Raw genomic sequence first — 14,121 nt, 5'->3', positions numbered from 1 at the left:
GTCTTGGCCGCGCCACGACCGCTGCGCGCGCCGCGCCGGCTCTTCGGTTCGGCCGGCGCCTCGGTGGAGGACGGATGGTCGTCCGTGACGGACAGCGCGGCCGGCTCCGGGGCCGGCGCGGGGGCCAGGACGGGCGCCGCTTGCGGCGCCACCGATGCGGTCTCGACTGCGGCCGGCTGGCCGGGTCGCGGCCAGGCCTCGCGATCCTCTCGCTCTACCGGTTCGCCCCCCTCCCGGTCCGCGGGCGCGCCCTGGCGGCCAGACGCCTGGCCCGCGCCCGGGCGGCCACCCCGCCCGCCCGACGCATTCTTGCGGCCTCCGCGCGCGCCGCGCGCGGGTTTGGCATCGGTTTCGTCGGCCTGAGAACCCGGGGCCACGGCCGCATCGGCCGCGCCCTCGGGCGTCTCGACCGCCGCCGCCATGGCGCGCAGCGCCGGCTTGCCGCCGCTCCTGGCAGGCGTGCCGCCCGCGCTGTCGCGGTACACGTAGGTGCCCGATTTCTCCTCGCGCCCGACGTCCAGGAAGCCGCGCGACTGCGCCTCGTCCAGCAGGTTGCCGAAGGCGCGGAAACCGTAATAGGACTCGTTGAAATCGGGCCGGCGGCGCTTGAGGGCGTCCTTCAGGGCCGAGGCCCAGATCTTGCCGCTGTCGCCGCGCTCGGCCATCAGCGCCTCGAAAGTCTCGACCACCATGTCCACGGCCTGCGTCTTGCGGGCTTCCAGTTCTTCCTTGCGGCGGCGCTCCTCGTCCGGCGAGCGGCGCTGTCCGGCGTTGCCGCCGCCACGGTTGTCGCGGCGGGCGTCGGCGGCGCGCTGGCCTTCGCGGGCCAGGTCGTCATAGAAGATGAATTCGTCGCAATTGGCGATCAGGAGGTCCGAGGTGGATTGCTTGACCCCCACCCCGATCACCTTCTTGTTGTTCTCGCGCAGCTTGGACACCAGCGGCGAGAAGTCGGAATCGCCGCTGATGATGACGAAGGTATTGACGTGCGACTTGGTGTAGCAGAAGTCCAGCGCGTCCACCACCAGCCGGATGTCGGCGGAGTTCTTGCCCGACTGGCGCACGTGCGGGATTTCGATCAGCTCGAAATTGGCCTCGTGCATCGGCGCCTTGAATTCCTTGTAGCGCTCCCAGTCGCAATAGGCCTTCTTGACCACGATGCTGCCCTTGAGCAGCAGGCGCTCCAGCACCGGGCGGATGTCGAACTTCTGGTACTTGGTGTCGCGCACGCCAAGCGCCACGTTCTCGAAGTCGCAAAAAAGCGCCATGCTGACGTTTTCGTTGGCATTCATAAGTGTTTCTCCGTTGCGGCGGTCATCCCGGCCGCCTGGCCGGGGCGATTGGCCGCGATTTGCCGCCCATGATATACATTTCCGTCCTCCCCCTTTCCGCGACCGCGATGCCTGACGACCTTCTCCATCCCCCGTTGAGCACCGAACGCCTGCTGCTGCAACCGTTGTCGCTGGACGACGCGCCCGCCATCCAGCGCATCTTCCCGCAGTGGGACGTGGTGCGCTACCTGGCCGAACAGGTGCCCTGGCCCTACCCCGAGGACGGCGCGCGCACCTATGTGGAACAGGTGGCGCTGCCGGCCATGCGGCGTGGCGCGCAGTGGCATTGGTCGCTGCGCCCGCGCGCCGAGCCTGGCCGCCTGATCGGGCTGATCAGCCTGATGCGCGACGATCCGGGCAACCACCGCGGTTTCTGGCTCGACCCGGACTATCGCGGCCAGGGTTTCATGACCGAGGCGAGCGAGGCGGTCACGGCCTTCTGGTTCGAGGTGTTGGACGAGCCAGTGCTGCGCGCGCCCAAGGCGGCGGCCAACGACGGCTCGCGCCGCCTGTCCGAGCGCACCGGCATGCGGCTGGTGGCCACCGAGGAACGCGGTTTCGTTTCGGGACGGCAGATGGCCGAGATCTGGGAGATCACGCGCGACGAATGGCGGGCGCGGCGCCTGTCGACCGCGCCGGGCCGCGCGGACGGCAGCCCGGCCTGAGCGCAGCCGGCGGCCGCCGGATCTCGCGGCGTTCTTGCCGACGCATTAGGAGGAAGCGACGCCTCCCCCATCCTGGCCCGCCTTGAACCCGTGATCGCGAAATAAATCCGACCCCATTTATTCCGCCAGCGGCCGCGCCCCGGCGCCGGTTCAAGCCGGCGCTTACCGCCCCTTTCGCCCCGTTTTCCGACGGATTGGCCGGCTGCTTGCGTGGCTAGAATTTGCCACCATCCCGCATTCCGTGCACGGGATGCTCCCTCGCAATCGGGCAAGATCCATGAATCCGTCTACCGTCATCGGCGCCGTTGTCGGCCTGCTCACCCTGGTCATCGTCATCGCGCTGGCCGCCACCAACCCCGGCATGTACTTCAACCTGCCGGGACTGGCCATCGTGCTGGGCGGCACCTGCGCCGCGCTGTTCATCGCCTATCCGCTGTCCGAAGTGATGCGGGTCTTCAAGCTGGTCGGCACGGTGTTCCGCCACGACCAGCACGACCAGCAGCGCGACATCGAGGAACTGGTCAACATGGCGCAATTGTGGATGAACACCGACGTCCACAAGGTCGAACAGGAACTCAAGAAGGTCACCAATCCGTTCCTGCGCACCGGCGTGCAACTGATCATCGACAACACCCCCGAAGACCAGATCATCGAACTGCTGCAATGGCGCGTGGCGCGGCTCAAGGCCCGTGAAATGGCCGAGGCGCAGATGTTCCGCGTCATGGCCACGTTCGCGCCGGCCTTCGGCATGCTGGGCACGCTGGTCGGCCTGATCAACCTGATGGCGGTGCTGGGCGACGGCAGCATGACCACCATCGGCCAGCAGTTGGCCATCGGCCTGATGACCACCTTCTACGGCATCCTGCTGGCCAACCTGGTGTGCAAGCCGATCGCGGTCAAGCTCGAGCGCCGCACCGCGCGCCGCGTCGAGTCCATGAACATGGTGCTGCAGGGCATCTCGATGATGTGCGAGAAGCGCGGACCGGCCGTGGTGCGCGAGACCCTGAACTCGTTCGTCATGCACGTCGAGGACGAAATCTACGACGGCGGCGCCTCCGCCGCGCGCGGCAAGACCGAGGGCCAGGTGCCCTCCGCCGCCAAGCCCGTGTCCATCACCCGCCCCGCCGCCGCGCGCCAATGAGCCTGATTTCCCCCTCCCTGGCGCAGCGGATCGAGCAGGCCCGCCAGGCCCAGTTGCGCGCGCAGAAGGCGGCGGCCAACAGCGGCTGGCGCCCCAGCAAGAACGACCGCAAGGACCGCTACGCCCGCTGGCACGTCGATGAAACGGTTGAAAGCGACGCCGAGAACTGGCTGCTCAGCTACCTGGACCTGATCACGCTGCTGCTGGCCATGCTGGTGGTGATGCTGGCCGTGTCGCGCCTGCATGGCGACTTCCCCGAATCCGGCGAGAAGCAGGTCGACATCGTCGGCAGCCTGGCGGCCAAGGGTCTGCCGGCCTACGACGGCGAATACGCCGAATTCGACACGCCCGCGATCCCGGCCAGTTGGGGCGAGCCGGCGGCGCCCGCCGCCACGGCCACCGCCGCCGAAGCCGACGCCACGCCCGACGGCGGCGAGGTGGTTGCGCAGGCCGCCCCGCCCCTGAAGGCCCCGTCCAAGGAGTCGCTGGGCCTGGGCGACCTGGGCAAGTCGGTCGACGTCATCATCAACGAGCAATCGGTCAGCTTCCGCATCAGCAACGAGCTGCTGTTCCCGTCGGGCCAGGCCACGCTCAGTCCGTCGGGCCTGGACGTGATCAAGCGCCTGGCCGCGATCCTGAACAAGAACGAGTACCAGGTGTCGGTCGAAGGCCACAGCGACCCGGTGCCGATCCAGACCCGCCAGTTCGCCTCCAACTGGGAACTGTCCAGCAGCCGCGCCACCAGCGTGCTGCGCGAACTGGTGCGCGACGGCGTGGCCGGCAGCCGCCTGCGCGCCGTGGGCTACGCCGAAACGCGTCCGATCGAGTCCAACGACACGCCGGCCGGCCGCGCCGCCAACCGCCGGGTCGAACTCATCATGGACATCACCGCCCCCGCCAAGCCGGCCCGGGCCGACGCCAAGGGCGCCGACGGCAAGCCGGCGGCCGCCGCCGCGAACGGCAACGCCAAGCCAACGGATGCCAAGACCGCCGACGCCAAGCCGGCCGCGGCCGCGCCGGCGCCCGTGGCCGCCCGCCCCGAAGCCGCTTCCGCCGTCTCCCCGCTGGAAGCCGCGCCGCCCTCGACCCTGACGCCAACCGAGGCCATGGCCGCCACCCAGTCCTGATCGCTCCCGATCCCAACCGGCCCCGGCCGGTTTTTTTTCGCGCCGCGGCGGGGCCGGGCCAGGCCAAACGGCGGTAATCTGGCGGCTGCCGGCCCCGCGCCCGGACCGGCGCCAACAGGAATCCGCCATGCCGTACATGCTGCTCATCGTCGAACCCATCGGCCAGCGCGCCGAGCGCACGCCCGAACAGGGGCGCGACGCCTACGCGCAGATGCTGCGCTACGCCGAAGGCCTGCAGGCGCGCGGCCTGCTGGCGCGCGCCGAATCCCTCAAGTCCGACCAGGAAGGCGTGCGCCTGCGGGTACGCGACGGCCAGCGCACGCTGGTCGACGGCCCGTTCGCGGAGGCCAAGGAAATGATCGGCGGCTTCTTCCTGCTCAATTGCGACGATCGCGAACAGGCGCTGGCGCTGGCCGCCGAATGCCCGGCGGCGCAGTGGGCCACGGTCGAGGTGCGCGAACTGGGGCCCTGTTTCATGTAGCGCCGGGTCATCGCCGCGGGCGATGACGAGGACGGACCCGGATAGGTGTTTACCCTGATTCGCCCAATTCCCTGTCGATTCTCGCGCGTCCCATGCGTCGTGCCAGTACCGACCCTGCCGCGCCGTGCGGCCGGGCCCATCGATACCAGGAGATTCCCGATGCGATTCATGATCATCGTCCGCGCCAACGCCGACAGCGAATCCGGCAGGCTGCCCGAAGCCAGCCTGCTCGACGCCATGGCGACCTACCATGAAGGCCTGGCCAAGGCCGGCGTGCTGCTCGACGCCAGCGGCCTGCAGCCGTCGTCCAAGGGCTGGCGGGTGCACTACGACGCGCAGGGCCAGCGCAAGGTCATCGACGGCCCGTTCGCCGACACCAAGGAACTGATCGCCGGCTACACCGTGATCCAGGCCCGCTCGCGCGAAGAAGCCCTGCAATGGACGCTGCGCTTTCCCGATCCCTTCCCCGGCCAGCCCTGCGAAATCGAGGTGCGGCAGATGTATGAGCTGGAAGACTTCGGCCCCGGCCAGGAAATCGATCGCTTCCGCGACCTGCCCGGCAACGGCCAGTGAACCGCTCCATCCCTGTCAACGACGCCCGCCGCGAGACCCATCATGCACAAGCAGATCTTCGTCAACCTTCCCATCGCCGACATGGCGAAATCGCAGGCCTTCTTCAGGAGCCTGGGGTTCAGCTTCAATCCGCAATTCACCAATGACCAGGGCGCCTGCATGGTTGTCGGCGACAACATCTATGTCATGCTGCTGGTGAAGGATTTCTTCCAGGGTTTCACCAACAAACCTGTCGTCGACGCCAAGGGCGGCACCGAAGCCCTGATCGCGCTGTCCTGCGAAAGCCGCGCCGAGGTCGACGACCTGGTCGCGCGCGCCAAGGCGGCCGGCGGCACGGCGCCGCGCCCGCCGCAGGACCACGGGTTCATGTACGGACACGGCTTCGATGACCTGGATGGCCACATCTGGGAAGTGTTCTACATGGAACCCGGCGCGACGCCGCAGGCATGACCGCCTCGGCCGGATCGGCGGCAACCCACCGCGCCATCGAGGCCGTCTGGCGCATCGAGGCCGCCAGCGTCATCGCCGGCGTCGCGCGCCTGGTGCGCGATGTCGGCCTGGCCGAGGAACTGGCCCAGGACGCGCTGGTGGCCGCGCTGGAGCGCTGGCCGGCCAGCGGCGTGCCGGACAACCCGGGAGCCTGGCTCATGACCACCGCCAAGAACCGCGCCCGCGACCGCTTGCGGCTGGACGCCATCCACCGCCGCAAGCACGAGCAGATCGGCCACGAACTGGAGGCGCTGCAGGCCGACGTCGAACCCGATTTCGTCGAGGCGCTGGACGCCGCGCGCCAGGACGACATCGGCGACGACCTGCTGCGCCTGGTGTTCACCGCCTGCCATCCGCTGCTCTCGACCGAGGCGCGCGTGGCGCTGACGCTCAGGCTGCTGGGCGGGCTGTCCACCGCCGAGATCGCGCGCGCCTTCCTGGCCTCGGAGTCCACCATCGCCCAGCGCATCGTGCGGGCCAAGCGCAGCCTGTCGGCGGCGCGCGTGCCTTTCGAAGTGCCCGGGCCGCGGGAACGGACGCAGCGGCTGGCCTCGGTGCTGGAAGTGATCTACCTCATCTTCAACGAAGGCTACGCCGCCACCTCGGGCGAGGACTGGATGCGGCCGGCGCTGTGCGACGAAGCGCTGCGGCTGGGCCGCATCCTGGCCGAATTGACGCCCGGCGACAGCGAGGTGCATGGGCTGGTGGCGCTGATGGAACTGCAGGCCTCGCGGCTGCCTGCCCGCAGCGACGCCCAGGGCCGGCCCGTGCTGCTGCTGGAGCAGGACCGCGGCCGCTGGGACACCCTGCTGATCCGCCGCGGCCTGGCCGCGCTGGAACGCGCCGAAAGCCTGGGCGGGGCCAGCGGGCCGTATGCGCTGCAGGCAGGGCTGGCGGCCTGCCACGCGCGTGCGCGCCGGCCGGAAGAGACCGACTGGCCGCGCATCGTGGCGCTGTACGACGCGCTGGCGCAGGCCATGCCGTCGCCGGTGGTGGAACTGAACCGCGCCGTCGCCGTGGGGATGGCCTTCGGCCCGCAGGCCGGGCTGGACCTGGCCGACGAACTGGCGCGCGATCCGGCGCTGGCCAACTACCACTGGCTGCCCAGCGTGCGCGGCGACCTGCTGGCCAGGCTCGGGCGCCACGCCGAGGCGCGCACGGAATTCGAACGCGCCGCCGCCATGACGCGCAACGCGCGTGAGCGCGAGATGCTGCTGGCCCGGGCGCGGGGGCAGCCGGCGGCGGACTGAGCGCCGCCGCGCCCCTCCCCCATCCCGGCGGCCGCGCGCCGCGCCCGCCCGGCAGGCTTCCCACGCCACCGGACACGCCGGCGCCGGACGTGCTTAAATCCCGCCATGGCTTCCCTCCTGCCCTCCGCCGGCGGCCTGCCCGCCGCCTCCGACGCGCGCCCCGAGCCGCCGCTCGCGGGGGTGCCGCAGGCCTTCGACCATCCCAACGACCGCGCCGAATTCCGCCGCCCGGCGCACCGCCCCGGCATCGAGCTGTACCGCGCCCACATCATTCGCCACGCCTTCGAGCCGCACACCCACGAGGCCTATGGCCTGGGCGCCATCGAAACCGGCGTGGAGCGCTTCCGCTACCGCGGCGCCGAACATCTGGCGCCGCCCGGCTCGGTGGTGCTGATGAACCCGGACGAACTGCACACCGGCCGCGCCGAGACCGCAGGCGGCTGGCGCTATCGCATGGCCTATATCGACCCGGACGTGGTCGCCGAAGTGGCCGGCGAGGCCGGCTGGTGGTTCGATTGCGCGGTGGGCCATGACGCCGCCAGCGCGCAGCGCGTCACCGCCCTGCTCGACGCCCTGTGGGGGGCGCGCGAACCCCTGGCGTTCGATAGTGCGCTGCACGCGTTGCTGGCCGAGTTCCGGCGCCATGCGCGCGTGCCTGCGCCGCCGCGGCCCGAAGGCGCGCCGCGCTTCGCGCCGGTCATCGACTATCTGCGCGCCAATCTGGCGCGCCGCCTGACGCTGGAGGAGCTGGCCGCCGTGGCCGGCCTCAGTCCATTCCACTTCCTGCGCAGCTTCCAGGCCCAGTACCACGCCACGCCGCAGCAGACGCTGATGGCGCTGCGCCTGTTCGAGGCCAAGCGCCTGCTGGCCGCCGGCGAGCCGCCCGCCCAGGCCGCGCTGGCCGCCGGCCTGACCGACCAGGCCCACCTGACCCGCGCCTTCACCCGCCGCTACGGCGTCACGCCCGCCCGCTACCAGAGGCAGGTGCGCGCCTGAGCCGCCCGGCGCCGGGCCGCGAATCGGCTGCCGCGCCGGGCTGGCGGCCCGCAGCAATCTGGTACAAGACCGGCCGCCCCAGCCGCCGCTAGACTGCCCCGTCTATCAAATACCCGTTGGGAATCTTCATGTGGGCAGGAACCTTGTACGCGCTGGCGGCCGGACTGATGTGGGGGCTGGTGTTCGTCGGCCCGCTGCTGCTGCCGGAATACCCCGCCGCCCTGCAATCGGTGGCGCGCTATCTGGCTTTCGGCCTGATCGCCATCCCGCTGGCCTGGCTCGACCGCAAGGCGCTGCGCCAGCTCAGCCGCGCCGACTGGATCGAGGCCCTGAAGCTGGCCGCCATCGGCAACCTGCTGTACTACCTGTGCCTGGCCAGCGCCATCCAGCGCGCCGGCGGCCCGGTGCCCACCATGATCATCGGCACGCTGCCGGTGGTGATCGCCATCTGCGCCAACCTGCGCAACGCGCGCCGCGACGGCCGCCTGCCCTGGAAGCGGCTGGCGCCCCCGCTGGCGCTGATCGCGCTGGGCATCGCCTGCGTCAACCAGGTCGAATTGCAGGCGCTGCGCCAGGAGGCCGACGCCGACCTGTCGCGCTACGCCATCGGCGCCGTGCTGGCGCTGTGCGCGGTGGCGTGCTGGACCTGGTATCCGCTGCGCAACGCCGATTGGCTGCGCGACCATCCGGGCCGCAGTCCGCGCACCTGGGCCACCGCCCAGGGCGTGGCCACCCTGCCGCTCGCGCTGGCCGGCTACGGCCTGCTGTGGGGCGGCATGGCCGCCACCGGCAGCGGTTTCGACATGCCGCTGGGGCCGCGCCCGCAGGTGTTCCTCGGCCTGATGATCCTCATCGGCCTGTTCGCCTCGTGGCTGGGCACGCTGTGCTGGAACGAAGCCAGCCAGCGCCTGCCGACCGCGCTGGCCGGGCAGTTGATCGTGTTCGAGACGCTGGCGGCGCTGGCCTACGCCTTCATCCTGCGCGGCAGCATGCCGCAGCCGTTGACGCTGGCCGGCATTGCCCTGCTGATGATCGGCGTGCTCAGCGCGGTGCGGGTCAAGCCCGAGCCGCTGCCCGCTTAGACGGCGTCGGCGCTCAAGCGCGCGACGGCAAGCGGACAAGGCCGCCAGGCCCTGGAATGCGAGGCGCTTTTTTCGCGCGATCCAGGACCTGGATGCCATCACCCGGATCGGGACCATGGCCTGGCGCCGCCGAGTCGGCCGAGCGTGACGCCGATCGATACCACACGCCTTCATGAAAACAACAACGATTGCCCTGGCCGCGCTGGGATTTTCCGCGCTGGTTCAAACTTCGCCTTCCCATGCCGAGAACATCAACGGCAGGAATCTGTTCCAGCAACGCTGCGCCATGTGCCATGGCGCGGACATCAAGGGTACCGGGCCGCTGGCCAGGAAAAGCAACCCGCCCACCCCGGATCTGACCACCGCCGCCTTCAGGAAGCGGCTGATCGACTATCCGGGCGTCATCGTGTCCTCGGTGATCCTGCGTCCCAACGGCGACCTGATTCCCAGGACCTTGCGCGAAAACGGCGTGAAGGTGCCGCCGCACGCCTGGACGGTCAAGGATTTCCGCGACCTGAACGAATACATGACCGGCGTGATAGCCAAGAGCCGCTGACGCATGGCCCGCCGCCATCGCCGACGCGCGCCGGTGGCAATGCCATGGCGGCGCGCGCGCGACCGCGGCTAGATGATCTCCGACAGCCGCCGCAGGTCGTCGATGACCTCGAACGCGCCTTCGTCCAGCAGGCGCTTGCGCTGGTCCGGCCCGTTGTGCGAAGCGCCGATGTAGCCCACCGCGCGCATGCGCGCGGCGCGGGCGGCGCGCACGCCGGGCACGCTGTCCTCGACCACCACGCACTCCAGGATCGCGGTGCGCATCTGCCGCGCGGCGAACAGGAACACGTCCGGCGCCGGCTTGCCATGCGCCACCTGCGCGGTGCTGAATACGTTGGGCGCGAATTCCTCCCACAGCCCGACCAGCTTGAGCGCCGCCTCCAGCTTGGGCGGCGTGCTGCTGGAGGCCACGCAATACGCCATGCCGCGCTGGCGCAGGGCGGCCAGGGTCTCGCGCACCCCGGGCAAGGCGCGCAGCTCCTGGCGGAAGGTGTCCTGCAGCCGATCTGCGTACTGGCGCGCAAAATCCGCCGGCAAGGCGCGCGCGTTCTCGTCCTGCAGGGTCTGCCACATATCGGCGTCGGGAATGCCGGCGAATCGCCGCGCCGCTTCCTGCGGCGTGATGGCGATGCCGTGTTCGGCCAGCGCGCGCGACTGGGCGCGGGCCGCGATGATTTCGCTATCGATCAGGACGCCATCGCAATCGAAGATGACCAGGCGCGGGGCGGGCGTAGGCATGGGGACTCCAGCGGGAACAATGCCCCATGATAGGCCGTTCACATGACAGCCGCCGCATTGGCGCGCCGCGGCCGGATCCCGCGCCTACAAGCGGGCGCCGTGCAGCCGCCGCAGGCGCCAGGCGATGGCCACGCCGCCCAGCGCCGCCGCCGCCACCACCAGCGAGGCCTGCGCCCAGCCATAGCGGTCGATCACCCCGCCCACCGTCACCGGCCCGATCACCTGCCCCAGGTTGCTGCCCATCATCACCAGGCCGACCGTGGCCGCCGTCAGCGCGGGCCGAGGCGCCACCCGCGGCGCGGTGCCCAGCAGCGTCGCCGGGATCAGGCCGCCCACGGCCGAGAACAGCACGCACAGCAGGAAGGTCGGCATCGCCGGGAACACCGAGCGGAAAATCAGCAGCGCCACCCCGCCCATCGCCACGCTGGCGCAGGCGATCAGGGTCGAGCGCCGCCAGCCGCGTGACAACAGCACGCCGGCGCCCAGGTTGCCGATGATGTTGGCGGCGCTGGCGGCCGCGCTGTACAGCCCGGCGGTGGCCAGCGGCAGGCCGAGCTTGTCCATCAGCAGCACCGGCAGGAAGGTGAACAGCGCGAAGAACATCAGGCTGTAGAGCGTGAACGAAGCCGCCAGCAGCATCGGGCCGGCCGCGCCCAGCGTATCGGTTGTGTCCTGCCGCAGCCCGCGCCAGGACAGGCCGGCGCCGGCGGGCGTGGGCGGCGCCAGCGCGGCGACGCAGGCCAGCGCGATCACGGCGGCCGCGCCGGCGCACCACCAGTAGGCGTGCCAGTCGCCGAAGGCCTGCGAGGCCAGCATCGCGATCGCCATGCCCGCCGGCATGTAGCAGCTCCACAGCGCGAAAGCCAGGTCGCGGCTGGCGGGCAGCACCAGGCGCTGCAAGGCCGCCGGCCCTGCCACCGTGATCAGGAGGAAACCCAGGCCCTCGACCACGCGCGAGGTCAGCAGCGCGCCATAACCTGGCGCCAGCGCGCCCGCCGCCGTGCCCGCCGCGACCGTCGCCAGGCCTGACAGCAGCATGCGGCGCGCGCCGAAACGCGCGATCACGCCGCCCGCCGCGATGCCGCCCAGCACGCCCAGGATCGAGAACACCGCCGTCAGCGTGCCGATCGACGCCAGGTCAAGCCCCAGGTCGCGCCGCAGCAAGGGCGCCGCGATGATCACCTTGCCGACCTGCAACGACGCCACCACGCCGGCGCCCACGATCGCCAGCACCGCCCCCCAACGGGTCGCCGCCGGCCGGCCGGCCCGCGCCGCGCCTTCCACCTTTTCCATCCCTGCCTCTCCTCGCTTGCAATGCCGCCAGCATGCCGGCCGGAACCGATTCTGATAAGTGATAATCTTTTGATGGAACCGATCTTGAAAATAGATCAGGACGCACGATGATAGACGCCCTCACCCTGGACCAGCTACGCGTGTTCGCGGCCGTGGCCGACACCGGCAGTTTCCGCGCCGCCGCCAGGCAGCTCGCGCGGGTGCAGTCGGCCGTCAGTCATGCCATCGCCAACATGGAAACGCAGTTGGGCGTGAAGCTGTTCGACCGGGGCGGCCACCGCCCTGTCATGACGCCGGAAGGCCAGGCGCTGCTGGCCAATGCGCGCGACATCCTGCTGCGGGTGGACGCCATGCGGGCCCGCGCCCAGGGATTGGGCGACGGAGTCGAGCTGGAACTGTCGCTGGCGGTGGACACCCTGTATCCGATCGCCCAGGTCGGCGCCGCGCTGAACCGCCTGCGGGCGGCCTATCCGTCGGTCGCCACGCGCGTCGCGGTGCTGCCGCTGGGCGGACCGATCGCCGCGCTGCTCGATGGCAGCCACCAACTGGGCATCATCGCCGGCGAACATTTCCGCCATCCGCGCATCGCCATGCAGGCGTTGTCGTCGGTACAGATGGTGGCGGTGGTCGGCGCCAACCATCCCCTGGCCGCGCGCGTGGCCGACGGCGCGGCGCTGACCGCGCCCGACCTGGCCGATCACCTGCAGGTGGTGCAGATCGATCCGTCCACGCTCAGCGCCGGCCGCGACTTCGCGGTGCTGTCGCCGCAGACCTGCCGCGTCAGCGGCCAGGACACCAAACATGCGCTGATCCTGGCAGGCCTTGGCTGGGGCCGCCTGCCGCTGTGGCTGGTCGAGCGCGACCTGGCCGAAGGCCGGCTGCTGCGCCTGCCCACCGGCAGCCTCGGGCGCGGCAGCCAGGTGGCCACGGAGGTCTACCTGGCGCACCGCATCGACCAGCCGCTGGGCCCGGCGGCGCGCACGCTGGCGGCGGCGCTGGCCGGGGACTGAACAGCCCCGCCCATCCCAGGCCCATCCCAGGCCCGCCCGTCTCAGCCGCGCGGCGGCTGCGCGTAGCTCACGCCCATGCCGGCGCGCACGTCGTTCTGGATGCCGTATGGCGGGATGGGATAACGCAGGCCATTGGCCGACAGCGCCTTCATGCCTTCGATCGCCAGGGGCAGGTAGCGCGGCGGCAGCGCCATCAGCATTTCCTCGTCCGGCACGCCGCCGTAGCGGCGCTCGGCATAACAGGGCAAGGACAGGCTGGGCTCGCCGGTGGCCAGCGCCCGCCCCCACGAATCGGCACAGGCGGTCTCGCCCACCACGCTCCAGTCGAAGCGCCGGTAGTTTTTCCATTGCAGGCCATTGATCAGGATGATCATCTGCCCGGGCGTCGCATAGATCAGGCAGATGTCGGGCGGATCGAGCCGGCCCGAGGCCAGCGGCGACACCACCATCGCCCGGTACCTGCCCGCCGGCACGCAGGACAGGGCCTCCTGGCGCGCGCGGGCGTCGGCCTCGGTGACGTGCCACACGCCGACGTACTCCTTGCCGCTGCGCCAGGCCTCGTCCTGCGGCCCCAGGCCGATCACCGCGCGGCACTGCGCGCCGACCAGGTCGTCGCCGGTGATGCCAACGGTCCAGCCCAGCCGCGCCGCCATGCCGACGATCTGGTCGGTGGTATGGGTGGCCCTGGGCCGGCGCAGCCCCTTCACGCCCGCCAGCGCCGCCTCGTCCTCGTACAGCTTCATGCCGATGACCGTGGTCTTGAGCCGCAGCAGGCGGTTCAGGTCGTCGACCAGCGCCGCCCAGTCGCGCGGCGCATCCTGCGTGGTCACTTGGGTTGTCTCTTCCATGCCCGTCCTTTGGACTTGTCGTTGGAACGGGCAAGACTACACGAGCGCGGCGCGCGCGCGCCAACCCTGTGTGGCCGCAACCTCGCCGCGCGCGCTCAGGGGCGGCAGGACTTCATCAGGTACTTCGGCGATTCCTCATAGCCCTGGCGGTAATAGAAGCGGTGCGCGTCAGTGCGCCGCTGGTGGCAGTGCACCTCGATGCGGTCACAGCCGCGCGCCCGCGCCAGCGCCTCGGCCGCCTCTTCCAGCGCCCGGCCCACCCCGCTGCCGCGCGCCGCGTCGCTGACACAGAAATAGGTGATGCGGCAGAAGTCCCCGGGCAGCGCCAGTTGCACCATGAAGTGCAGGGCGATGAAGCCCAGCAGCCGGTCGCCGTCCTCGGCCACCAGCAGCTCGGCGTCGCGGTGCCCCAGCAGGCGTTCGATCTTCCCGGGCAGGAAAGCCGCGGTGCCCGGATAGCCCAGTTGGGCCAGCAATTCGACGATATCGGCGCTGTCGCCGGCTTCTGCGTTGCGGATGATCATGTCGCCTCGGCCAAAAAC

At 70.7% G+C, this 14,121-nt stretch carries 16 protein-coding genes; 11 read left to right on the top strand and 5 right to left on the bottom strand.

All coding sequences use genetic code 11. The features are described 5' to 3' along the window. A partial coding sequence (locus HV783_RS18815; RefSeq protein WP_217484237.1) for an NYN domain-containing protein occupies nt 1-1,292 on the bottom strand: 1,292 nt, incomplete at its 3' end. A 107-nt stretch (nt 1,293-1,399) separates the two neighbouring features. On the opposite strand from HV783_RS18815, the gene HV783_RS18810 reads away from it, so the two are divergent. From HV783_RS18810 to HV783_RS18765, 10 genes are all read left to right on the top strand, one after another. Next, nucleotides 1,400-1,996, top strand: coding sequence for a GNAT family N-acetyltransferase (locus HV783_RS18810; protein WP_116792345.1), 597 nt, complete (start codon nt 1,400-1,402; stop codon nt 1,994-1,996). 277 nt (nt 1,997-2,273) lie between these two features. Next, the gene (locus tag HV783_RS18805; RefSeq protein WP_054504437.1) at nt 2,274-3,137 is read left to right on the top strand and encodes a motility protein A; all 864 of its coding nucleotides are present in this window, start codon (nt 2,274-2,276) and stop codon (nt 3,135-3,137) included. Continuing rightward, nucleotides 3,134-4,264: an OmpA family protein gene (locus HV783_RS18800; protein ID WP_175189671.1), complete on the top strand. Its 1,131-nt coding sequence runs from the start codon at nt 3,134-3,136 to the stop codon at nt 4,262-4,264. Before HV783_RS18805 ends, HV783_RS18800 begins: the two co-directional genes overlap by 4 nt. Before the next feature lie 127 nt (nt 4,265-4,391). Beyond that, a complete protein-coding gene (locus HV783_RS18795; protein ID WP_054504435.1) occupies nt 4,392-4,745 on the top strand; it encodes a YciI family protein in 354 nt (117 codons plus the stop codon). Between the two features lie 159 nt (nt 4,746-4,904). After that, nucleotides 4,905-5,318, top strand: coding sequence for a YciI family protein (locus tag HV783_RS18790; RefSeq protein ID WP_054504434.1), 414 nt, complete (start codon nt 4,905-4,907; stop codon nt 5,316-5,318). A 42-nt stretch (nt 5,319-5,360) separates the two neighbouring features. After that, nucleotides 5,361-5,768 (top strand): VOC family protein, encoded by a 408-nt coding sequence (locus HV783_RS18785; RefSeq protein WP_063583594.1) that lies wholly within the window; start codon nt 5,361-5,363, stop codon nt 5,766-5,768. After that, entirely contained in the window at nt 5,765-7,057 is a 1,293-nt protein-coding gene (locus tag HV783_RS18780) for an RNA polymerase sigma factor (protein WP_175189670.1), read from the top strand. The genes HV783_RS18785 and HV783_RS18780 overlap by 4 nt, the downstream gene beginning before the upstream one ends. 105 nt (nt 7,058-7,162) lie before the next feature. Continuing rightward, nucleotides 7,163-8,053 carry an AraC family transcriptional regulator gene (locus HV783_RS18775; protein ID WP_275255922.1) on the top strand — a complete coding sequence of 297 codons (891 nt, stop codon included), beginning with the start codon at nt 7,163-7,165 and terminating at the stop codon, nt 8,051-8,053. Between the two features lie 128 nt (nt 8,054-8,181). After that, on the top strand, nt 8,182-9,135 hold the full coding sequence (locus tag HV783_RS18770; protein ID WP_175189669.1) for a DMT family transporter: 954 nt from the start codon (nt 8,182-8,184) through the stop codon (nt 9,133-9,135). Nucleotides 9,136-9,307: 172 nt separating this feature from the next. Then, nucleotides 9,308-9,691 carry a c-type cytochrome gene (locus HV783_RS18765; protein ID WP_054504456.1) on the top strand — a complete coding sequence of 128 codons (384 nt, stop codon included), beginning with the start codon at nt 9,308-9,310 and terminating at the stop codon, nt 9,689-9,691. 68 nt (nt 9,692-9,759) lie between these two features. Here HV783_RS18765 and HV783_RS18760 read toward each other — a convergent pair whose 3' ends face one another. Then, nucleotides 9,760-10,428, bottom strand: a complete 669-nt coding sequence (locus tag HV783_RS18760; RefSeq protein WP_175143774.1) for an HAD family hydrolase — start codon at nt 10,426-10,428, stop codon at nt 9,760-9,762. 84 nt (nt 10,429-10,512) lie between these two features. Next, on the bottom strand, nt 10,513-11,721 hold the full coding sequence (locus HV783_RS18755; protein ID WP_064522745.1) for an MFS transporter: 1,209 nt from the start codon (nt 11,719-11,721) through the stop codon (nt 10,513-10,515). A gap of 107 nt (nt 11,722-11,828) precedes the next feature. Here HV783_RS18755 and HV783_RS18750 point away from each other — a divergent pair, with 107 nt between their 5' ends. Continuing rightward, nucleotides 11,829-12,731: a LysR family transcriptional regulator gene (locus HV783_RS18750; RefSeq protein ID WP_175189668.1), complete on the top strand. Its 903-nt coding sequence runs from the start codon at nt 11,829-11,831 to the stop codon at nt 12,729-12,731. A 41-nt stretch (nt 12,732-12,772) separates the two neighbouring features. On the opposite strand, the gene HV783_RS18745 is transcribed toward HV783_RS18750, so the two are convergent. Together HV783_RS18745 and HV783_RS18740 are read right to left on the bottom strand one after the other, a co-directional pair. Further along, a complete protein-coding gene (locus HV783_RS18745; protein ID WP_175189667.1) occupies nt 12,773-13,579 on the bottom strand; it encodes a DUF169 domain-containing protein in 807 nt (268 codons plus the stop codon). Nucleotides 13,580-13,674: 95 nt separating this feature from the next. Then, nucleotides 13,675-14,103 carry a GNAT family N-acetyltransferase gene (locus HV783_RS18740; RefSeq protein WP_175189666.1) on the bottom strand — a complete coding sequence of 143 codons (429 nt, stop codon included), beginning with the start codon at nt 14,101-14,103 and terminating at the stop codon, nt 13,675-13,677. Nucleotides 14,104-14,121 lie beyond the last annotated feature (18 nt).

This window comes from Achromobacter dolens, assembly GCF_902859745.1.
In the GTDB taxonomy this organism is placed as follows: domain Bacteria; phylum Pseudomonadota; class Gammaproteobacteria; order Burkholderiales; family Burkholderiaceae_B; genus Achromobacter; species Achromobacter dolens.
This window is presented reverse-complemented; position numbering and strand designations above follow the sequence as displayed.

What these genes read in the sequence shown, in the direction of transcription:
- HV783_RS18760 (WP_175143774.1), bottom strand. Translation starts at nt 10,428, where the DNA reads ATGCCTACGCCCGCCCCGCGCCTGGTCATCTTCGATTGCGATGGCGTC.
- HV783_RS18740 (WP_175189666.1), bottom strand. Translation starts at nt 14,103, where the DNA reads ATGATCATCCGCAACGCAGAAGCCGGCGACAGCGCCGATATCGTCGAA.
- HV783_RS18780 (WP_175189670.1), top strand. Translation starts at nt 5,765, where the DNA reads ATGACCGCCTCGGCCGGATCGGCGGCAACCCACCGCGCCATCGAGGCC.
- HV783_RS18810 (WP_116792345.1), top strand. Translation starts at nt 1,400, where the DNA reads ATGCCTGACGACCTTCTCCATCCCCCGTTGAGCACCGAACGCCTGCTG.
- HV783_RS18795 (WP_054504435.1), top strand. Translation starts at nt 4,392, where the DNA reads ATGCCGTACATGCTGCTCATCGTCGAACCCATCGGCCAGCGCGCCGAG.
- HV783_RS18790 (WP_054504434.1), top strand. Translation starts at nt 4,905, where the DNA reads ATGCGATTCATGATCATCGTCCGCGCCAACGCCGACAGCGAATCCGGC.
- HV783_RS18785 (WP_063583594.1), top strand. Translation starts at nt 5,361, where the DNA reads ATGCACAAGCAGATCTTCGTCAACCTTCCCATCGCCGACATGGCGAAA.
- HV783_RS18765 (WP_054504456.1), top strand. Translation starts at nt 9,308, where the DNA reads ATGAAAACAACAACGATTGCCCTGGCCGCGCTGGGATTTTCCGCGCTG.
- HV783_RS18800 (WP_175189671.1), top strand. Translation starts at nt 3,134, where the DNA reads ATGAGCCTGATTTCCCCCTCCCTGGCGCAGCGGATCGAGCAGGCCCGC.
- HV783_RS18770 (WP_175189669.1), top strand. Translation starts at nt 8,182, where the DNA reads ATGTGGGCAGGAACCTTGTACGCGCTGGCGGCCGGACTGATGTGGGGG.
- HV783_RS18750 (WP_175189668.1), top strand. Translation starts at nt 11,829, where the DNA reads ATGATAGACGCCCTCACCCTGGACCAGCTACGCGTGTTCGCGGCCGTG.
- HV783_RS18745 (WP_175189667.1), bottom strand. Translation starts at nt 13,579, where the DNA reads ATGGAAGAGACAACCCAAGTGACCACGCAGGATGCGCCGCGCGACTGG.
- HV783_RS18805 (WP_054504437.1), top strand. Translation starts at nt 2,274, where the DNA reads ATGAATCCGTCTACCGTCATCGGCGCCGTTGTCGGCCTGCTCACCCTG.
- HV783_RS18755 (WP_064522745.1), bottom strand. Translation starts at nt 11,721, where the DNA reads ATGGAAAAGGTGGAAGGCGCGGCGCGGGCCGGCCGGCCGGCGGCGACC.
- HV783_RS18775 (WP_275255922.1), top strand. Translation starts at nt 7,163, where the DNA reads ATGGCTTCCCTCCTGCCCTCCGCCGGCGGCCTGCCCGCCGCCTCCGAC.